We start from the raw sequence: 16701 nt of genomic DNA, 5'->3' as shown, positions 1-16701 counted from the left end.
TTGCCGGCGAAGGCGTACTCAAGATCGCCTTCGCCGGCAAGCCTGGCTCCTACAGGGTCCGGTGTTACGCCAGACGTTGGGCTTTTTCGTCTTCACCCAAACACGCTGCGGCTGTGAACAACACATCGGTAGACGAATTCAACGCCGTTTCCGCCGAATCCTGCAATACACCAATAATGAAACCCACCGCCACCACCTGCATCGCGATTTCGCTCGGAATGCCGAACAGGCTGCACGCCAACGGGATCAGCAACAGCGAACCACCCGCCACACCCGAAGCACCACACGCACAAATCGCCGCGACGACGCTGAGCAAAATGGCGGTCGGAATGTCCACGGTAATCCCCAACGTATGCACGGCCGCCAGGGTCAGCACGGTAATCGTGATCGCCGCACCGGCCATGTTGATGGTCGCACCGAGCGGGATCGACACCGAGTAGGTGTCTTCATGCAAACCCAGGCGCCTGCTCAATTCCAGGTTAACCGGAATGTTCGCCGCCGAACTGCGGGTGAAGAACGCGGTGATCCCGCTTTCCCGCAAACACATCAGCACCAGCGGATACGGGTTGCGGCGCAGTTTCCAGAACACGATGGCCGGGTTCATCACCAGCGCCACGAACAGCATGCAGCCGAGCAATACGGCCAGCAGGTGCATGTAACCGATCAACGCACCGAAGCCCGAGGTGGCCAGGGTCGAAGCCACCAGCCCGAAAATCCCCAGCGGTGCGAAGCGAATCACCAGGCGCACGATCAAGGTCACGCCGTTGGACAAGTCACCGAGCACCTCGCGGGTGGTATCGCCGGCATGCCGGATGGCAATGCCCATGCCGATTGCCCACGCCAGAATGCCGATGAAATTGGCGTTCATCAGCGCGTTGACCGGGTTGTCGACCACACTCAGCAGCAGGCTTTGCAGCACTTCACCGATACCGCCCGGCGCCGTCACCGCGACATCATGTGTCGCCAACACCAGGCTCGACGGGAACAGCGTGCTGGCCACCACCGCGACCACGGCGGCGGCAAACGTGCCCAGCAAATAAAGAAACAGAATCGGCCGGATGTGGGTTTCCTGACCGTGTTTATGGTTGGCGATCGAGGCCATGACCAGCACGAACACCAAAATCGGCGCGACGGCTTTCAGCGCGGCGACAAACACTTTGCCGATGAACGCAGTGGACTTCGCCACGTCCGGCGCGAACAGGGCCAGGGCAATCCCGGCGATCAGGCCGATGATGATTTGCGTGACCAGGCTGGTGCGTTTCAAACGGTGCAATAGGGAAGGGGTTGAAGCGCTCATAACGGTATCTCTGATTTTTTTTGGGTACAGGGTTTCGCAGGTCACGCAGCAATAAGCGGGGCAGGCCACATGGAGGAACCGAGGGATATCGCGCCATCAAGGCCAGCAACTGGCCGATGAACAGGGTGTACGAATCGCAGGGCGCGGACTTTATCACAGGGTCGTCCCCATCCTTCAGACCTGTGACGATCTGCCACCCGGGTTTCAACGTAATCGGCAGGTTCGTGCAACCCGCTCGGGAAACACTCTGTTAAGATTCGCCCTCCTCATTTTCAAGTTCTGCCAGCGGGCCTTCCGGGCTATCGCTGCTGTCGTCGTTTTCTGGAGTTCCGCATGTTGCTGCCCATTCTTCTGTTGTCGGCCGCCGGTTTCACGGTGCTGACCACGGAGTTCATCATCGTCGGCCTGTTGCCGGCGATTGCCCGAGACCTGGAGGTCAGCATTCCCCAGGCCGGTCTGCTGGTGACGTTGTTCGCCTTTACCGTGGCTGCGTTTGGTCCGTTCCTGACCGCGTACTTCGCACGCTTCGAGCGCCGTAAACTGTTTATCTCGGTGCTGATCATGTTTGGCGTGGCCAACACGGTCGCGGCGTTGGCGCCGAATATCTGGGTGATGGCCTTCGCCCGGTTGATTCCCGCGCTGGGCTTGCCGGTGTTCTGGGCCCTGGCCAGCGAGACGGCGGTGGACATCGTCGGTCCGGATCACGCGGGGCGCGCCATTTCCAAGATCGGGTTTGGCATCGTCTGCGCCATGGTGTTTGGGATTCCGGTTGGCACGCTGATTTCCGATGCCTTCGGCTGGCGCAGCGCCTTTGGCATCCTGGCAGTGATCGCGTTTGCCAAGGCCTTGCTGCTGTTCATCTATTTGCCGGGCACGCTCCTGCATCAGAATCAGGTGAGCTTTCGTTCGCAGTTCAAAATCCTGCGCAGCCCGTTGATGATCGGGCATGTGCTGCTGTCGATCCTGGTGTTTACCGGCATGTTCACCGCTTATACCTACCTGGCGGACATTCTTGAACGCCTGGCCGGTTTCAACGGCACGCTGGTCGGCTGGTGCCTGATGGGCTTCGGTGCGGTGGGGCTGATCGGCAACTGGTGGGGCGGTCGTGCGGTGGATCGGCACCCGCTGATCGCGTCGATGATGTTCTGCGCATTCTTGATTGCCGGCATGATCGCGTTGGTGCCGAATATTCATTCGCCGCTGGGGCTGGCGGCGGCAATGGGCATTTGGGGGATCACTCAGGCGGCCCTGTTTTTGGTCAGCCATGTGCGGTTGATGAAAGCCGCTCCCGAGGCGCCGGCCTTTGCCGCATCGCTGAACATCGCCGGGGCCAACCTCGGGATTGGCCTGGGCGCGATGGTGGGCGGTCGGGTGATCAATGCTGTCGGCCTTAGTGGACTGGGTTTCGCGGCGGCCGCTTTCATCCTGGCTTCGATCCTGCTGGCCATGGCGCTGATGACCATGAAGCCGCGCGAGATCCTCACAGTTCAGTAAACAGCTCGCGTCGGGCACCTTCGGTAATCGCAACGATGCCGGGGTGCTTGACCTTGCGTTCCACTGAAATGGCGTAGAACGACTCGGTCACCGCGTCGGTCTGGCCGATCAACTCCACGCCGTATTGGCGTTTCACCTCGTCGGCAATCACGCTCGGGCCGATGAAAATCCCGCTGCCGGATTGGCCGAAAGCTTGCATCAGTGCGCTGTCGTCGAACTCACCAACGATGCGCGGCTGAATCTGCTGCTCGGCGAACCAGCGTTGCAAACGACTGCGCACCACGGTTTCCGGTCCGGGAATCAGCAGCGGTGCGCCGTGCAGGCTGCGCGGGAAATCCTGGCCGTACTGCGCCGTCAGTTCTTTCGTCGCAAAAAAACTGATCCCGCATTCCCCGAGTTTCTGGCTGTAGCCCTTGATGTCCAGGTGCGACGGCATCGGGCTGTCGGAAATCACCAGGTCCAGGCGCTGGATCGCCAGGTCGGCGAGCAAGCGTTCCAGCTTGTCCTCGCGACAGGTGATGCGCAGCGGCTCGCTCAATTCCATGGTCGGCGCGATCAGGCGATAGACGATGGATTTGGGCACCACATCCGCCACGCCGACCCGGAACAGAATCTGCTGCTCATTGGGTTGGGCGCGGAGCATCAGCTCCAGTTCGCCGCCGAGCTGGAACATCTGCTCGGCGTAGGGCAGGGTCTGGCGCCCGGCTTCGGTGAGTTCCAGGTTGCGGCCGACCCGGCGAAACAACTCGATGCCGTAGGTTTGCTCAAACAAGGAAATCTGTCCGCTGATGGTTTGCGGCGTCAGGTTCAACTGCTCGCAGGCGCGCACGATGCTGCCGGTCTTGGCCACCACCCAGAAGTAATGCAGCTGGCGATAATTCAGCATGGCGACCTACACTTCGTTAAAACCGAAGTATAACCGTTAAAAATACGAATTTTACTGAAGTGTTTGCCTCCCTAGAATGCCTCGCTATCGACGGGGCGGCTTTTCGCGCTGTCCGTTCTAACGAGGAAAGCCCTATGAAACTTACCGCTACGGCGCTGTTGATCACGTCTTTACTGGTATTGGCCGGTTGTGACCAGGCCGAAAAGAGCGCCCAGCAGTTGATGGGCAAGGCCACCGAGAGTGCCAAACAGGCCATCGACGACACCCATAAAGCCGCGGAACAGGCGCTCAGTGATGCCACCGGCGGCCTGATCAGCAAGAAAGAACAACCGGCCGAAGAGAAAGGGAACACCGAATCTTCGTCCCAGGAAATCTAAATCGTCTTAAGCGAGTCAGGACTGACCCATGGAATACCTTGTAGAACTAGCCGCCAGCCCCACCGCGTGGGTCGCCCTGGCCACGTTGATCGTCATGGAAATCGTGCTCGGCATCGATAACCTGATCTTCATCTCGATCCTGACCAATAAACTGCCGGAGCAGCATCGGCAGAAAGCGCGCCGCATCGGTATCGGCATGGCGTTGATCCTGCGTCTGGCACTGTTGAGCACCATTGCCTTCATCGTCCAGTTGACCGAGCCGGTGATCGATATCCTCGGCCAGACGTTCTCCTGGAAGGACATGATCCTGATCGCCGGTGGCCTGTTCCTGTTGTGGAAAGCCACCACCGAGATCCATCACAGCATGGACCCGGCGCCGGATGATCCGAAGTCGGCCACCTCCGGCGTCAGCCTGGGCTTTGCTGCGGCGATCGGGCAGATCCTGATGCTGGACATGGTGTTCTCCATCGACAGCATCATTACCGCTGTCGGCATGACCGAGCATTTGCCGATCATGATCATCGCAGTGGTGGTGTCGGTACTGGTGATGTTGTTGGCGGCTGATCCGCTGGCCAAGTTCATCAACGACAACCCGACCGTGGTGATGCTGGCCCTGGGCTTCCTGATCATGATCGGCATGACGCTGATCGCCGAAGGCTTCGGCGCCCACGTACCGAAAGGCTACGTCTACGCGGCCATGGCCTTCTCGGCCACGATCGAGGGCTTGAACATGATGTCCCGGCGGGCCAAGCAGAAGCGCTTGTCTGTTGAAGCGTAAAAATCAGCGCTAAACAGAACGGCCGCCTGCACTCGAAAGAGTCCAGGCGGCCGTTTTTGTTTTTGGCGGTTGGAAAAAATGCCGGTCAGTGCGCAGTGGCGGGGCGTGCCGCCGGTTGATCAGGTTTGGCGGGGGCCGAGTGCACCGGATGATGATGGTGCCGCCGGGTGATGCGCAGGACTCCCCACAACATGGCGGCGGCCACGGCCAGCCAGCCGGAAATCAGCATTACGATTGTCATTGCCAGGCTCATCGGTGCCTCCTCTTTGCCCTGCTGCGGGCACACACGCTATGCAAGTGACAGTCTAGTCGCTGCTGTGTTTCAGGCTATTGACCAAAGGTCGCCTGTCACCAACCACTTCGCTCTATCGAACGCAAACAACTGCCGGTTAAGGCTATACCGCTGTCCCGTGGCGTCCTATGATCAGTGGCCAAGCCGGGAGCGCGATTGCCGGCGTCTGAACAAGAGAGTGATGATGGTGCGGGTATTTTCTCGAATTCGTTCTGCGGTGCTGGTGATGGGCTGCGTCGGCGTGTTGGCGGGTTGCGCCGGCAGTGTGGCGCCGGAGGTCAAGCGACTGCCGGAGCGTGTTGAACTCAGCGGTACGTTTTATCGCGGCGAGGCCAATCAAAGTGGGCCACAAGTCCTTGCCAGCATGTTGTCCCAACAAGGCGTGGTGATCACGCCAGGGCTGCTGGAAAAGCCGCTGCATTTGCCGGGTGCCGAAGCGCAGTTGCAGCAGAACATGCAGAACCTGGCCCGCGAGTACGGCATGGTGGTGTATCCCCTCGACAGTCATCTGCCGGCGTTGCTGACCCAGGTCGCCGCCGGTTATCCGGTGATGGTGCGTTTCACCGAAGGCTCGGCTTTCTGGGCCGAACCGCGCTACGCCATCCTGGCTGGCTACAACCGACAGAAGCAGACGGTGTTGTTGCGCTCCGGGATGAACCGTCGCTTGTTGATGGGTTTCAATTCGTTTGAGTCATCCTTCAAGGATGCGGGCGGCTGGGCCGTGCTGATCCAGAAGCCGAACCAGATTCCGGCCAGGGTTGATGAACAACGCTGGCTCAAGGCCGCGAGCGAATTGGGACAGGCGGGGCAGGAACAGGCCGCCGCACGGGCGACCAAGGCGTTGCAGGCTCAATAGCAGCTCCGTTCGTCATCTCCAGGGCACCGTCGCGTGCCCTTGGCCTCTTATGGGTAGGGCCCGGATTTCTCCGGGCCAGACCCAAGGAGGCGTCCATGGCACATTCCACTACCCCAGACGGTCCGCATTCTTCCGAGCATTCGTCCGGTCATGAACTGGATTTCGATCCTGACTCGCCGGACCTCGCTGACCCTCAGGTCGATCCCGTCGGCCCCGCCAGGGCGCCCCGGGATATCAAGCCGGGCGAGGATGACAAGAAACCGGCCAAGCCCTACGACCCGTTGGCTGATCTCAAACCCTGACCTGCAGTGAGGTGTTTATGTCTACCGATTCGAGTTTTGATGACAAAGGTCCGGACAGCGTCCCAGCGACCCCCGAAGATGACATCGACCCTGTGCTGGATCCGGACGGTCCGATGAGGGATCCGTTGGCGCGTCCCATGGTGGTGCCGACGGAGCATCCGCAAGGCCACAAAGACCCGAGTGCCGGAGATGGCATTCCCGATGACGACCAGATGCCGTTGCCCAACGATTAGCCCGCGGATTCGCGATAAAAAAAGCCCCGACAAATCGGGGCTTTGTTGTTGCTGTCGCCGGTTTATTTCGAGGCTTCAACCACACCGCTCTGACGGTGCTTCAGATTCTTCGCCGCTTTGTACTGTAAGGCAACGGAGGGGGCTTCGGTGCTGCGGCCCGTTTCAACCCAGCTGCGGATCCGGCTGGCGTCGGCAAAGTGTGTGTACTTGCCGAATGCGTCGAGAATCACCAGCGCCACCGGGCGATTGCCCATGCTAGTCACCAGCACCAGACAGTGCCCGGCCTCGTTGGTAAAGCCGGTCTTGGTGATTTTGATGTCCCAATTGGGCTTGTTCACCAAATGGTCGGTGTTGTGAAAGCCCAGGGTGTAGTTGGGTTTGCGGAACGCTACGGTGGTTTCCTTGGTGGTGGTCAGCTCAGTCAGCAGCGGGTATTTGTGCGCCGCGATCAGCAATTTGCTCAAGTCACGCGCCGTCGAGACGTTGCGCGGAGAAAGCCCGGTGGGTTCGACGAAGTGGGTGCTGGACATGCCCAGCGCCTTGGCCTTGGCGTTCATGGCTGCAATGAACGCGACGTAGCCGCCCGGGTAATGGTGGGCGAGGGTGGCGGCTGCGCGGTTTTCCGAGGACATCAGCGCAATCAGCAGCATCTTCTTGCGCGGCAGCTCGCTATTGAGCTTGACCCGCGAAAACACGCCTTTCATTTCCGGCGTGTGACTGATGTCGACGTTGATGTACTCATCCATGTTCTGGCGGGCTTCAACCACTACTAGTCCCGTCATCAGTTTGCTGACCGAGGCGATCGGCACCACCACGTCAGGGTTGTTGGCGTAAATGACTTTGTTGGTCTGCAAATCCATAAGCAGAGCGCTGCCAGAAGCAATCTTGAGTTGCGAGGCGTCGCGTGGTGCTGCGGTGGTTTCCGCAGCGTGGGTGATTGGCGTGATAACAGTCCCTGTCAACGCAAAAAATAGGCTCAGGATGGAAAGACGGATTTTCACGCGGGCGAACTCATAAGGGTGGATATGCCGTTTTGTTACGGGCTGTTTCTTAAAAACGACGCATTCTAGGAGTATGAGCCACGAAAGCGCTAGGCGCCCGTATGACGAGCGCTTTATATGAAGAAAATTTAATGTTTTTTGGTGGGTTTGCGTTTGATCAAGGGCACAAGCGCCGCGACGTTATGTTGATAGCGTCGATAGTGTTCGCCAAACATTTCCAGCAGATCTTTCTCTTCAAAATGAACGCCGATCAGAATGTAGAGCGTGTTCAGTAGCGCGAACAGAAGATGTCCGGCGGTCATCTCGGGTGTCGCCCAGAATACGATCAGAAACCCGAGGTACAAGGGGTGACGAACCGCTTTGTAGAGCAACGGGGTTTTGAAGGTTGGGCTCTGACGCCGGTCAGGATAAAAGGCGTTGAGGGCCTGCTTTATGCCCAGCAATTCGAAATGGCTGATCAGAAAAGTCGCGAGCACCACCACGCCCCAACCCAGCCAGAACAGCGCCATTAGCAATCCATGGCCCCAGGCGGACGTGACGCTCCAGATCGATACTTCGATGGGTTGCCACAACCAGAAAAGCAGCACGAGCACCAGGCAGGAAGACAGGACGTAGGTCGCGCGTTCGATAGGCGCCGGGATGAATCCGGTCCACCAGCGTTTGAAGCGCATTCGCGCCATGCCGCTGTGCTGGACCGCAAAAAGCGTAATCAGCAAGGTGTCGACGATAACCGCCAGGGGCCAGTTGAGGCCGGGCCCGGTATTAATGTCCTTGGGCACACCAATACCGGAGAGAAAGCCAATCATGTACAGCGCAGTGAGCAGGAAAAACACATAACAACAGAGGCTATAAAGCAGGCCCGCCAGTTTGCCCGCGAATGCAAGCGTGCGCTGTTGAGTGGGGTTGCTCGGCTTCATGAACGGCTCCTAGCGAGTGCCATTTGTATCCGTTTGTCCCGCTGAGGTCTGTAGGTCATTTGCCCGATGGCCTGTCTCTTTATTCTGAAACTCGCGGGTTGTTTGTCCAGTGCCCAAAAAACAAAAAGCCCCGCAATTAGCGGGGCTCTTGTATGCGGCACGCCTGGGAACTCAGTCGTGCAGCGTCTCCGCTGCGTACAACGTATTTTCCAGCAGGCAGGCACGCGTCATCGGACCTACACCGCCAGGCACTGGAGTAATCCAGCCGGCGCGGGGCAGGGCGGTTTCGTAGATCACGTCACCCACCAGCTTGCCGTCTTCCTGGCGGTTGATGCCGACGTCGATCACGATCGCGCCTTCCTTGATCCACTCGCCCTTGACCAGGCCCGGCTTGCCGGCGGCAACCACGACCAGATCGGCACGGCCAACGTGGCCGGCCAGATCCTTGGTGAAGCGGTGAGTGACCGTCACGGTGCAGCCGGCCAGCAGCAATTCCATCGCCATCGGACGGCCAACAATGTTGGAAGCGCCGACAATCACCGCGTCCATCCCGTAAAGATCCGCTCCGGTGCTTTCCAGCAGGGTCATGATGCCTTTGGGTGTGCAGGGGCGCAGCAGTGGAATGCGTTGGGCCAGGCGACCGACGTTATACGGGTGGAAACCGTCGACATCTTTATCCGGACGAATGCGCTCCAGCAATTTGGAGGAGTCCAGGTGGGCAGGTAAAGGAAGCTGAAGCAGAACGCCGTCGATTGCCGGGTCGTCGTTCAGGCGATCAATCAGCTCGGTCAGCGCTTGCTGAGTGGTTTCAGAAGGCAGGTCGTAGGCCTGGGACAGGAAGCCGACCTCTTCACAGTCTTTACGCTTGTGCGAGACATAAACCTGAGAGGCAGGATCGCTGCCGACCAGGATCACCGCGAGACCGGGCGTGCGCAGGCCTTGCTGGCGACGTTCGGCGACTCGTTTGGCGATCTGCTGGCGCAGGCTGGCGGCGATTGACTTGCCGTCGATAAGTTGTGCAGTCATTGCGCGTGATTAACCATCGAGAGGGGGAAAAAAGAGGGCGCATTCTCGCATGTCAGGCGGCGAGGGCAAAGGCGCTTGGTCTGCAAATTCCTCTAAGCCCTTTAATTAAATGAATTTTTTTTAAAAAGGATTTGACGGGCTTTGGGGCGCTCTATACTATTCGTCGCACTTGTCGGGCACAGCCTAGCACTGGATGAGAAGGTCAAGCGGGATTACGGTTCCGTGAGGCTGGAAGCACTTAGTTTGTAGTCCTCCAAGAGTACAGATTAATAAGGCGCCCGTAGCTCAGCTGGATAGAGCATCCGCCTTCTAAGCGGATGGTCGCAGGTTCGAGTCCTGCCGGGTGCGCCATTAGGCAGCTTTGGCACAAGTAGCGCAATATGGTGGGCGTAGCTCAGTTGGTAGAGCACGGGATTGTGACTCCCGTTGTCGAGGGTTCGATCCCCTTCGTCCACCCCATATTTCGAAAGGCGCCAGATTAACAGTCTGGCGCCTTTGCTTTAACAGCTTCAAGCCGCGGATGTGGTGGAATTGGTAGACACACTGGATTTAGGTTCCAGCGCCGCGAGGCGTAAGAGTTCGAGTCTCTTCATCCGCACCAAATAAAGCTTCACCCGGGTCGTTGATCCGGTGGGGGCGCAGCAAGGAAGTTGTTTGACTTTCTTGTGAGGCAATATGGTGGGCGTAGCTCAGTTGGTAGAGCACGGGATTGTGACTCCCGTTGTCGAGGGTTCGATCCCCTTCGTCCACCCCATATTTCGAAAGGCGCCAGATTTAATAGTCTGGCGCCTTTTTTGTTTTAGCGGTTCGAGTGTTCAGCGGCTGCAGGTTCTGGGTCGCCGGGGTGGGGTGTTTCGTCGTATTTATGTTTCTCGATGATGCCGCGCCGCCCGCCGACCTTGCTCGCAAGGTCGGCTGTCAGGGAGATGCCTGCTACTTCTTCTATATATAGAAGAGGTGGTGCAGAGCCCTGGCTTGACTGGCTGTATTTGCTAACAGGGCGAGGCACAACCGTTTGTCCCTCGCCTATAAATTGCCTGCTGTTTTTTTACCCGTTTTCAGTAGGGTGACTTCTTGAGTTTGACCCACTAGAATGCATGCCCTTGATTCTGGGGTCGGAAACGGCCGGCTAACGTCTGTGCAACGAGGAATATCCATGCAAGTTTCTGTTGAAAATACTTCTGCTCTTGAGCGCCGCATGAGCATCACCGTGCCGGCTGAGCGCATCGAGACTCAGGTCAACAAGCGTCTGCAGCAGACCGCCCAAAAGGCCAAGATTGCTGGCTTCCGTCCAGGCAAAGTGCCAATGAGTGAAATCAAGCGCCGTTTCGGTGCTGATGCACGCCAGGAAGCTGTAGGCGACGTGATCCAGTCCTCCTTCTACGAAGCTGTCGTTGAGCAGAAGCTGAACCCGGCTGGCGCTCCTTCGATCGAGCCTAAATCGATCGAAGCTGGCAAGGATCTGGAATACGTCGCGATTTTTGAAGTGTTCCCTGAGTTCACTGTAGCCGGTTTCGAAGGCATCACTGTCGAGCGCCTGAGCGCTGACGTGGCTGACGCTGACCTGGACAAGATGCTCGACATCCTGCGTAAGCAAAACACCCGTTTCGAAGTAGCCGATCGTGCTGCCCAGAACGAAGACCAACTGAACATCGATTTCGTTGGCAAGGTTGACGGTGAAGTGTTCGCTGGCGGTTCCGCCAAAGGTACTCAGCTGGTTCTGGGTTCCGGCCGCATGATCCCTGGTTTCGAAGACGGTCTGGTTGGCGCTAAAGCCGGCGAAGAACGCGTTCTGAACCTGACCTTCCCAGAGGACTACCAGAACCTCGACCTGGCAGGTAAGACTGCTGAGTTCACCGTGACCGTGAACACTGTTTCCGAGCCAAAACTGCCTGAGCTGACTGAAGAATTCTTCGCTCAATTCGGCATCAAGGAAACCGGTCTGGAAGGCTTCCGCACCGAAGTTCGCAAGAACATGGAGCGCGAGCTGCGTCAGGCGATCAAATCCAAGGTCAAGAATCAGGTAATGGACGGTCTGCTGACCACCAACCCGATCGAAGTGCCAAAGGCTCTGTTGTCCAACGAAGTTGACCGTCTGCGCGTGCAGGCTGTTCAGCAATTCGGCGGCAACATCAAGCCTGACCAACTGCCGGCCGAGCTGTTCGAAGAACAAGCCAAGCGCCGCGTTGTGCTGGGTCTGATCGTGGCTGAAGTGGTCAAGCAGTTCGACCTCAAGCCTGACGAAGCCCGCGTTCGCGAAATGATTCAGGAAATGGCTTCGGCCTACCAAGAGCCTGAGCAGGTTGTGTCCTGGTACTACAAGAACGACCAGCAACTGAACGAAGTCCGTTCGGTTGTGCTGGAAGAACAAGTTGTGGATACTGTTCTGCAGAAGGCAAACGTGACCGACAAAGCGGTCTCTTACGAAGAAGCAGTCAAGCCGGTAGAAGCTCCACAAGCCGACTGATCGTTTCTGCGCTAAGAAGTAATCACCATAAGCCAGCCTTCGCGCTGGCTTATGCGTATTCAAGACATAACTATTTGGGAGTGACTGCAGAGCATGTTCCGTAATTCGTATATTCAGCAGAACTCTGATATCCAGGCCGCAGGCGGCCTGGTCCCGATGGTTGTCGAGCAGTCTGCTCGTGGCGAGCGCGCTTACGACATTTACTCGCGTCTCCTCAAGGAGCGAGTGATCTTTCTGGTTGGTCCGGTAGAGGACTACATGGCCAACCTGATCTGTGCGCAACTGCTGTTCCTTGAAGCGGAAAACCCGGACAAGGACATCCATCTCTATATCAACTCCCCGGGCGGTTCGGTGACAGCAGGCATGTCGATCTACGACACCATGCAGTTCATCAAACCCAACGTGTCGACTACCTGTATCGGCCAGGCGTGCAGCATGGGTGCGTTCCTGCTGACGGCCGGTGCCGCTGGCAAGCGTTTCTGCCTGCCGAACTCGCGTGTGATGATTCACCAGCCATTGGGCGGTTTCCAGGGTCAGGCATCGGATATCGAAATCCATGCCAAGGAAATCCTCTTCATTCGTGAGCGTCTCAACACGCTGATGGCCAAGCACAGCGGGCACACACTGGAAGAAATCGAACGCGACACCAACCGCGACAACTTCATGAGCGCAGAAGCCGCGCGTGAGTACGGGTTGATCGATGAAGTGATCAGCCAGCGGCCCGCTTAAATAAGCAGCTCAAAATAGGCTTGGTCGGCCGCTCCGATCACTAGCGGGCTTGAAAAAGCCCGCAATAGCCTTCATCTTGTGTTGCAAGCCTATCGGATTTGGATCGAACGAATGACTGACACCCGCAACGGCGAGGACAACGGCAAGCTGCTCTATTGCTCCTTCTGTGGCAAAAGCCAGCATGAAGTGCGCAAATTGATTGCCGGCCCCTCGGTCTTTATCTGCGACGAGTGCGTCGACCTGTGCAATGACATCATCCGAGAGGAGGTGCAGGAAGCCCAGGCCGAGAGCAGCGCGCATAAATTGCCTTCGCCTAAAGAAATCAGCGGCATCCTTGATCAGTATGTGATTGGTCAAGAGCGTGCGAAAAAGGTTCTGGCCGTAGCGGTGTATAACCACTACAAACGCCTGAACCAGCGTGACAAAAAGAATGACGACGTCGAACTCGGCAAAAGCAACATCTTGCTGATCGGCCCGACAGGCTCGGGTAAAACCCTGCTTGCCGAAACACTGGCCCGCTTGTTGAACGTTCCGTTCACCATCGCCGACGCAACCACCCTCACCGAGGCGGGTTACGTAGGGGAAGATGTCGAGAACATCATTCAGAAGCTGCTGCAGAAGTGCGATTACGATGTGGAAAAGGCCCAGATGGGCATTGTCTACATCGATGAAATCGACAAGATTTCGCGCAAGTCTGACAACCCGTCGATCACCCGGGACGTTTCTGGTGAAGGCGTGCAGCAGGCCTTGCTCAAGTTGATCGAAGGCACGGTCGCTTCCGTTCCGCCGCAAGGTGGCCGCAAGCATCCGCAGCAGGAATTCCTTCAGGTCGACACCCGTAACATCCTGTTCATTTGCGGTGGTGCGTTCTCCGGTCTGGAGAAGGTTATTCAACAGCGCTCCACCCGTGGCGGCATCGGCTTCAACGCCGAGGTACGCAGCAAGGAAGAAGGTAAGAAAGTCGGTGAATCCCTGCGTGAAGTCGAGCCTGACGATCTGGTCAAGTTCGGTCTGATCCCGGAATTCGTCGGTCGTCTGCCGGTCCTCGCCACGCTGGACGAGCTTGATGAGGCTGCGTTGATGCAGATCCTGACCGAGCCGAAAAATGCTCTGACCAAGCAGTATGCCAAGCTGTTCGAGATGGAAGGCGTGGACCTGGAATTCCGGGCCGACGCACTGAAATCGGTCGCCAAACGTGCCCTGGAACGCAAGACCGGTGCCCGTGGACTGCGCTCGATTCTCGAAGGCGTATTGCTCGACACTATGTATGAAATCCCCTCGCAGTCCGAGGTGAGCAAAGTAGTGATCGATGAAAGCGTTATCGAAGGCAAGTCCAAGCCACTGTATATCTACGAAAACAGTGAGCCGACAGCCAAGGCCGCGCCAGACGCTTAAGCGTCACGCAGCTGGAATAAAGAAGGGGCCTTCGGGCCCCTTTTCTTTTAAACCGTTTTAACACCCTCTTTGCGCTTGTTTTTTTTGAAAGCAGCCCCCATCTTGGTTTCAAGCTTACTTCCATCTGTTTACGGCCTTATGGCCGCCGTAGAGGCGAAATCATGAAGACAACCATCGAATTGCCTCTCTTGCCATTGCGTGATGTCGTGGTTTATCCGCACATGGTTATCCCGCTGTTCGTGGGGCGCGAGAAATCCATCGAAGCCCTCGAGGCTGCGATGACGGGCGACAAGCAGATCCTTCTGCTGGCTCAGCGGAACCCTGCTGACGACGATCCCGGTGAAGAAGCACTTTATCGCGTAGGTACCATCGCCACTGTTCTGCAACTGCTCAAGCTGCCTGACGGCACCGTCAAGGTTCTGGTCGAAGGCGAGCAGCGGGGCGCCGTGGAGCGCTTCAGCGAAGTGGACGGCCATTGCCGTGCCGAAGTCTCGCTGATCGACGAAGTCGACGCGCCTGAGCGCGAGTCGGAAGTGTTTGTCCGTAGCCTGCTGGCTCAGTTCGAACAATATGTGCAGTTGGGCAAGAAAGTCCCGGCTGAAGTCCTGTCGTCGCTCAACAGCATCGACGAACCAGGGCGCCTGGTCGACACCATGGCCGCACACATGGCCCTGAAGATCGAGCAGAAGCAGGAAATCCTCGAAATCATCGATTTGTCGGCCCGGGTCGAGCACGTCCTGGCGTTGCTGGATGCCGAGATCGACCTGCTGCAAGTCGAAAAACGCATTCGCGGTCGCGTCAAAAAACAAATGGAGCGCAGTCAGCGCGAGTACTACCTGAATGAGCAGATGAAGGCCATTCAGAAGGAGCTCGGCGACAGCGAGGAAGGCCACAACGAAATCGAAGAGCTGAAAAAGCGCATCGATGCCGCCGGCCTGCCGAAAGACGCCTTGGCCAAAGCGCAGGGCGAACTGAACAAGCTGAAACAAATGTCACCAATGTCTGCGGAAGCGACCGTGGTGCGTTCGTATATCGACTGGTTGGTTCAGGTGCCGTGGAAGGCTCAGAGCAAAGTGCGTCTGGACCTGGCCCGTGCCGAAGACATTCTCGACGCCGACCACTATGGTCTGGACGAAGTGAAGGAACGCATCCTCGAATACCTCGCCGTGCAAAAGCGCGTGAAGAAAATTCGTGGTCCGGTGTTGTGCCTGGTCGGTCCTCCGGGGGTGGGTAAAACCTCTCTGGCGGAGTCGATCGCGCACGCCACCAACCGTAAATTCGTCCGTATGGCCCTCGGTGGCGTGCGCGATGAAGCGGAAATTCGTGGTCATCGCCGTACTTATATCGGTTCGATGCCAGGAAGATTGATTCAAAAGATGACAAAGGTCGGGGTTCGCAACCCGCTGTTCCTGCTCGATGAAATCGACAAAATGGGCAGCGATATGCGCGGTGATCCAGCGTCTGCGTTGCTGGAAGTGCTCGATCCGGAGCAGAACCACAACTTCAACGATCACTATCTGGAAGTCGATTACGACCTGTCCGATGTGATGTTCCTTTGCACCTCCAACTCCATGAACATTCCGCCGGCGCTGCTGGACCGGATGGAAGTGATTCGTCTGCCGGGCTACACGGAAGACGAGAAGATCAACATCGCCGTCAAGTACCTCTCGCCGAAGCAGATTGCTGCCAACGGTCTGAAGAAAGGTGAGCTGGAATTCGACGCCGAAGCGATCCGCGACATCATCCGCTATTACACCCGCGAAGCCGGTGTGCGGGGGCTTGAGCGCCAGATTGCCAAGGTTTGCCGCAAGACGGTCAAAGAGCACGCACTGGAAAAACGCTTCTCGGTGAAGGTGACTGCCGAGATGCTGGAACACTTCCTGGGTGTGCGCAAATTCCGCTACGGCCTGGCTGAATCCCAGGATCAGATCGGTCAAGTGACCGGCCTGGCGTGGACTCAGGTGGGTGGGGAACTGCTGACCATCGAAGCCGCTGTCGTTCCGGGTAAAGGCCAGTTGATCAAGACCGGTTCCCTGGGGGATGTGATGGTCGAATCGATCACTGCCGCCCTGACCGTGGTCCGCAGCCGTGCCAAGAGCCTAGGGATCCCCCTGGACTTCCACGAGAAGCGCGACACGCACATCCACATGCCGGAAGGGGCGACCCCGAAGGACGGCCCTAGCGCTGGTGTAGGCATGTGCACGGCCCTGGTGTCGGCATTGACTGGCATTCCTGTACGCGCGGACGTCGCCATGACTGGCGAAATTACCCTGCGTGGCCAAGTGCTGGCGATCGGCGGTTTGAAGGAAAAACTGCTCGCGGCTCACCGTGGCGGGATCAAGACCGTGATCATTCCTGAAGAGAACGTACGCGATCTGAAGGAAATTCCTGACAATATCAAGCAAGATCTGCAGATTAAACCAGTTAAATGGATTGACGAGGTCCTGCAAATTGCGCTGCAATACGCGCCGGAGCCCTTGCCGGATGTGGCTCCGGAGATAGTTGCAAAGGATGAAAAACGCGAGTCTGACTCTAAGGAAAGAATTAGCACGCATTAGTACGCATTTGCCTGGGGGGCTTCCTTGACAGCTTTTTAGAGCCCTTGTTATAAAGCGGCTCTTAAGTGTCTGTAGGCCATTCAGCACTCGTTT

General features: G+C 57.6%; 16 protein-coding genes and 4 tRNA genes. 14 read left to right on the top strand and 6 right to left on the bottom strand.

Annotated elements, in window-relative coordinates; all coding sequences use genetic code 11:
- Positions 1-64: 64 nt before the first annotated feature.
- Positions 65-1297: a serine/threonine transporter SstT gene (gene sstT, locus FQ192_RS31650; protein ID WP_149661985.1), complete on the bottom strand. Its 1233-nt coding sequence runs from the start codon at positions 1295-1297 to the stop codon at positions 65-67.
- A 333-nt stretch (positions 1298-1630) separates the two neighbouring features.
- Here sstT and FQ192_RS31645 point away from each other — a divergent pair, with 333 nt between their 5' ends.
- On the top strand, positions 1631-2791 hold the full coding sequence (locus FQ192_RS31645) for an MFS transporter (RefSeq protein ID WP_149661984.1): 1161 nt from the start codon (positions 1631-1633) through the stop codon (positions 2789-2791).
- On the opposite strand, the gene nhaR is transcribed toward FQ192_RS31645, so the two are convergent.
- On the bottom strand, positions 2778-3677 hold the full coding sequence (gene nhaR / locus FQ192_RS31640; protein WP_149661983.1) for a transcriptional activator NhaR: 900 nt from the start codon (positions 3675-3677) through the stop codon (positions 2778-2780). The genes FQ192_RS31645 and nhaR overlap by 14 nt on opposite strands.
- Before the next feature lie 134 nt (positions 3678-3811).
- Between nhaR and FQ192_RS31635 the strand changes: the two genes are divergently transcribed.
- Positions 3812-4054 carry a hypothetical protein gene (locus FQ192_RS31635; RefSeq protein ID WP_149661982.1) on the top strand — a complete coding sequence of 81 codons (243 nt, stop codon included), beginning with the start codon at positions 3812-3814 and terminating at the stop codon, positions 4052-4054.
- A 28-nt stretch (positions 4055-4082) separates the two neighbouring features.
- On the top strand, positions 4083-4832 hold the full coding sequence (locus FQ192_RS31630) for a TerC family protein (protein ID WP_149661981.1): 750 nt from the start codon (positions 4083-4085) through the stop codon (positions 4830-4832).
- Positions 4833-4917: 85 nt separating this feature from the next.
- On the opposite strand, the gene FQ192_RS34135 is transcribed toward FQ192_RS31630, so the two are convergent.
- Positions 4918-5073 (bottom strand): hypothetical protein, encoded by a 156-nt coding sequence (locus FQ192_RS34135; RefSeq protein WP_178129300.1) that lies wholly within the window; start codon positions 5071-5073, stop codon positions 4918-4920.
- A gap of 235 nt (positions 5074-5308) precedes the next feature.
- Between FQ192_RS34135 and FQ192_RS31625 the strand changes: the two genes are divergently transcribed.
- From FQ192_RS31625 to FQ192_RS31615, 3 genes are all read left to right on the top strand, one after another.
- On the top strand, positions 5309-5980 hold the full coding sequence (locus FQ192_RS31625; RefSeq protein ID WP_149661980.1) for a peptidase C39 family protein: 672 nt from the start codon (positions 5309-5311) through the stop codon (positions 5978-5980).
- Between the two features lie 95 nt (positions 5981-6075).
- Complete coding sequence (locus tag FQ192_RS31620) at positions 6076-6282, top strand: DUF6021 family protein (RefSeq protein ID WP_149661979.1); 207 nt, start codon at positions 6076-6078, stop codon at positions 6280-6282.
- Between the two features lie 17 nt (positions 6283-6299).
- Positions 6300-6515 carry a hypothetical protein gene (locus FQ192_RS31615; RefSeq protein ID WP_149661978.1) on the top strand — a complete coding sequence of 72 codons (216 nt, stop codon included), beginning with the start codon at positions 6300-6302 and terminating at the stop codon, positions 6513-6515.
- Positions 6516-6577: 62 nt separating this feature from the next.
- On the opposite strand, the gene pbpG is transcribed toward FQ192_RS31615, so the two are convergent.
- The 3 genes from pbpG to folD all read right to left on the bottom strand — a co-directional run bounded on the left by pbpG (position 6578) and on the right by folD (position 9459).
- Entirely contained in the window at positions 6578-7516 is a 939-nt protein-coding gene (gene pbpG, locus FQ192_RS31610) for a D-alanyl-D-alanine endopeptidase (protein ID WP_149661977.1), read from the bottom strand.
- Between the two features lie 128 nt (positions 7517-7644).
- Positions 7645-8433, bottom strand: coding sequence for a methanethiol S-methyltransferase (mddA, locus tag FQ192_RS31605; protein ID WP_149661976.1), 789 nt, complete (start codon positions 8431-8433; stop codon positions 7645-7647).
- Between the two features lie 171 nt (positions 8434-8604).
- Positions 8605-9459, bottom strand: a complete 855-nt coding sequence (folD, locus tag FQ192_RS31600) for a bifunctional methylenetetrahydrofolate dehydrogenase/methenyltetrahydrofolate cyclohydrolase FolD (protein ID WP_149661975.1) — start codon at positions 9457-9459, stop codon at positions 8605-8607.
- Between the two features lie 274 nt (positions 9460-9733).
- Here folD and FQ192_RS31595 point away from each other — a divergent pair.
- The 8 genes from FQ192_RS31595 to lon all read left to right on the top strand — a co-directional run bounded on the left by FQ192_RS31595 (position 9734) and on the right by lon (position 16608).
- A tRNA-Arg gene (locus FQ192_RS31595) sits at positions 9734-9810 on the top strand.
- A 32-nt stretch (positions 9811-9842) separates the two neighbouring features.
- Positions 9843-9918 (top strand) — tRNA-His (locus tag FQ192_RS31590).
- A gap of 57 nt (positions 9919-9975) precedes the next feature.
- Positions 9976-10060 (top strand) — tRNA-Leu (locus FQ192_RS31585).
- A gap of 77 nt (positions 10061-10137) precedes the next feature.
- Positions 10138-10213, top strand: a tRNA-His gene (locus FQ192_RS31580).
- A 402-nt stretch (positions 10214-10615) separates the two neighbouring features.
- Complete coding sequence (gene tig / locus FQ192_RS31575) at positions 10616-11926, top strand: trigger factor (protein ID WP_149661974.1); 1311 nt, start codon at positions 10616-10618, stop codon at positions 11924-11926.
- A 93-nt stretch (positions 11927-12019) separates the two neighbouring features.
- Positions 12020-12655 (top strand): ATP-dependent Clp endopeptidase proteolytic subunit ClpP, encoded by a 636-nt coding sequence (clpP, locus tag FQ192_RS31570; protein ID WP_008148423.1) that lies wholly within the window; start codon positions 12020-12022, stop codon positions 12653-12655.
- Between the two features lie 111 nt (positions 12656-12766).
- Positions 12767-14050, top strand: a complete 1284-nt coding sequence (gene clpX / locus FQ192_RS31565) for an ATP-dependent Clp protease ATP-binding subunit ClpX (protein ID WP_133838758.1) — start codon at positions 12767-12769, stop codon at positions 14048-14050.
- Between the two features lie 161 nt (positions 14051-14211).
- On the top strand, positions 14212-16608 hold the full coding sequence (lon, locus tag FQ192_RS31560; RefSeq protein WP_133838757.1) for an endopeptidase La: 2397 nt from the start codon (positions 14212-14214) through the stop codon (positions 16606-16608).
- Positions 16609-16701 lie beyond the last annotated feature (93 nt).

The organism is Pseudomonas sp. ANT_J12, assembly GCF_008370045.1.
Lineage (GTDB): Bacteria > Pseudomonadota > Gammaproteobacteria > Pseudomonadales > Pseudomonadaceae > Aquipseudomonas.
The sequence above is the reverse complement of the archived record's forward strand: the minus strand, read 5'-3'. Positions and strand labels throughout refer to the sequence as shown.

Bases quoted from the DNA above. Each gene is read 5' to 3' on its own strand.
- FQ192_RS31645 (WP_149661984.1), top strand. From the start codon at position 1,631: ATGTTGCTGCCCATTCTTCTGTTGTCGGCCGCCGGTTTCACGGTGCTG.
- FQ192_RS31615 (WP_149661978.1), top strand. From the start codon at position 6,300: ATGTCTACCGATTCGAGTTTTGATGACAAAGGTCCGGACAGCGTCCCA.
- nhaR (WP_149661983.1), bottom strand. From the start codon at position 3,677: ATGCTGAATTATCGCCAGCTGCATTACTTCTGGGTGGTGGCCAAGACC.
- FQ192_RS31630 (WP_149661981.1), top strand. From the start codon at position 4,083: ATGGAATACCTTGTAGAACTAGCCGCCAGCCCCACCGCGTGGGTCGCC.
- tig (WP_149661974.1), top strand. From the start codon at position 10,616: ATGCAAGTTTCTGTTGAAAATACTTCTGCTCTTGAGCGCCGCATGAGC.
- folD (WP_149661975.1), bottom strand. From the start codon at position 9,459: ATGACTGCACAACTTATCGACGGCAAGTCAATCGCCGCCAGCCTGCGC.
- mddA (WP_149661976.1), bottom strand. From the start codon at position 8,433: ATGAAGCCGAGCAACCCCACTCAACAGCGCACGCTTGCATTCGCGGGC.
- FQ192_RS31625 (WP_149661980.1), top strand. From the start codon at position 5,309: ATGGTGCGGGTATTTTCTCGAATTCGTTCTGCGGTGCTGGTGATGGGC.
- clpX (WP_133838758.1), top strand. From the start codon at position 12,767: ATGACTGACACCCGCAACGGCGAGGACAACGGCAAGCTGCTCTATTGC.
- clpP (WP_008148423.1), top strand. From the start codon at position 12,020: ATGTTCCGTAATTCGTATATTCAGCAGAACTCTGATATCCAGGCCGCA.
- FQ192_RS34135 (WP_178129300.1), bottom strand. From the start codon at position 5,073: ATGACAATCGTAATGCTGATTTCCGGCTGGCTGGCCGTGGCCGCCGCC.
- lon (WP_133838757.1), top strand. From the start codon at position 14,212: ATGAAGACAACCATCGAATTGCCTCTCTTGCCATTGCGTGATGTCGTG.
- FQ192_RS31635 (WP_149661982.1), top strand. From the start codon at position 3,812: ATGAAACTTACCGCTACGGCGCTGTTGATCACGTCTTTACTGGTATTG.
- sstT (WP_149661985.1), bottom strand. From the start codon at position 1,297: ATGAGCGCTTCAACCCCTTCCCTATTGCACCGTTTGAAACGCACCAGC.
- FQ192_RS31620 (WP_149661979.1), top strand. From the start codon at position 6,076: ATGGCACATTCCACTACCCCAGACGGTCCGCATTCTTCCGAGCATTCG.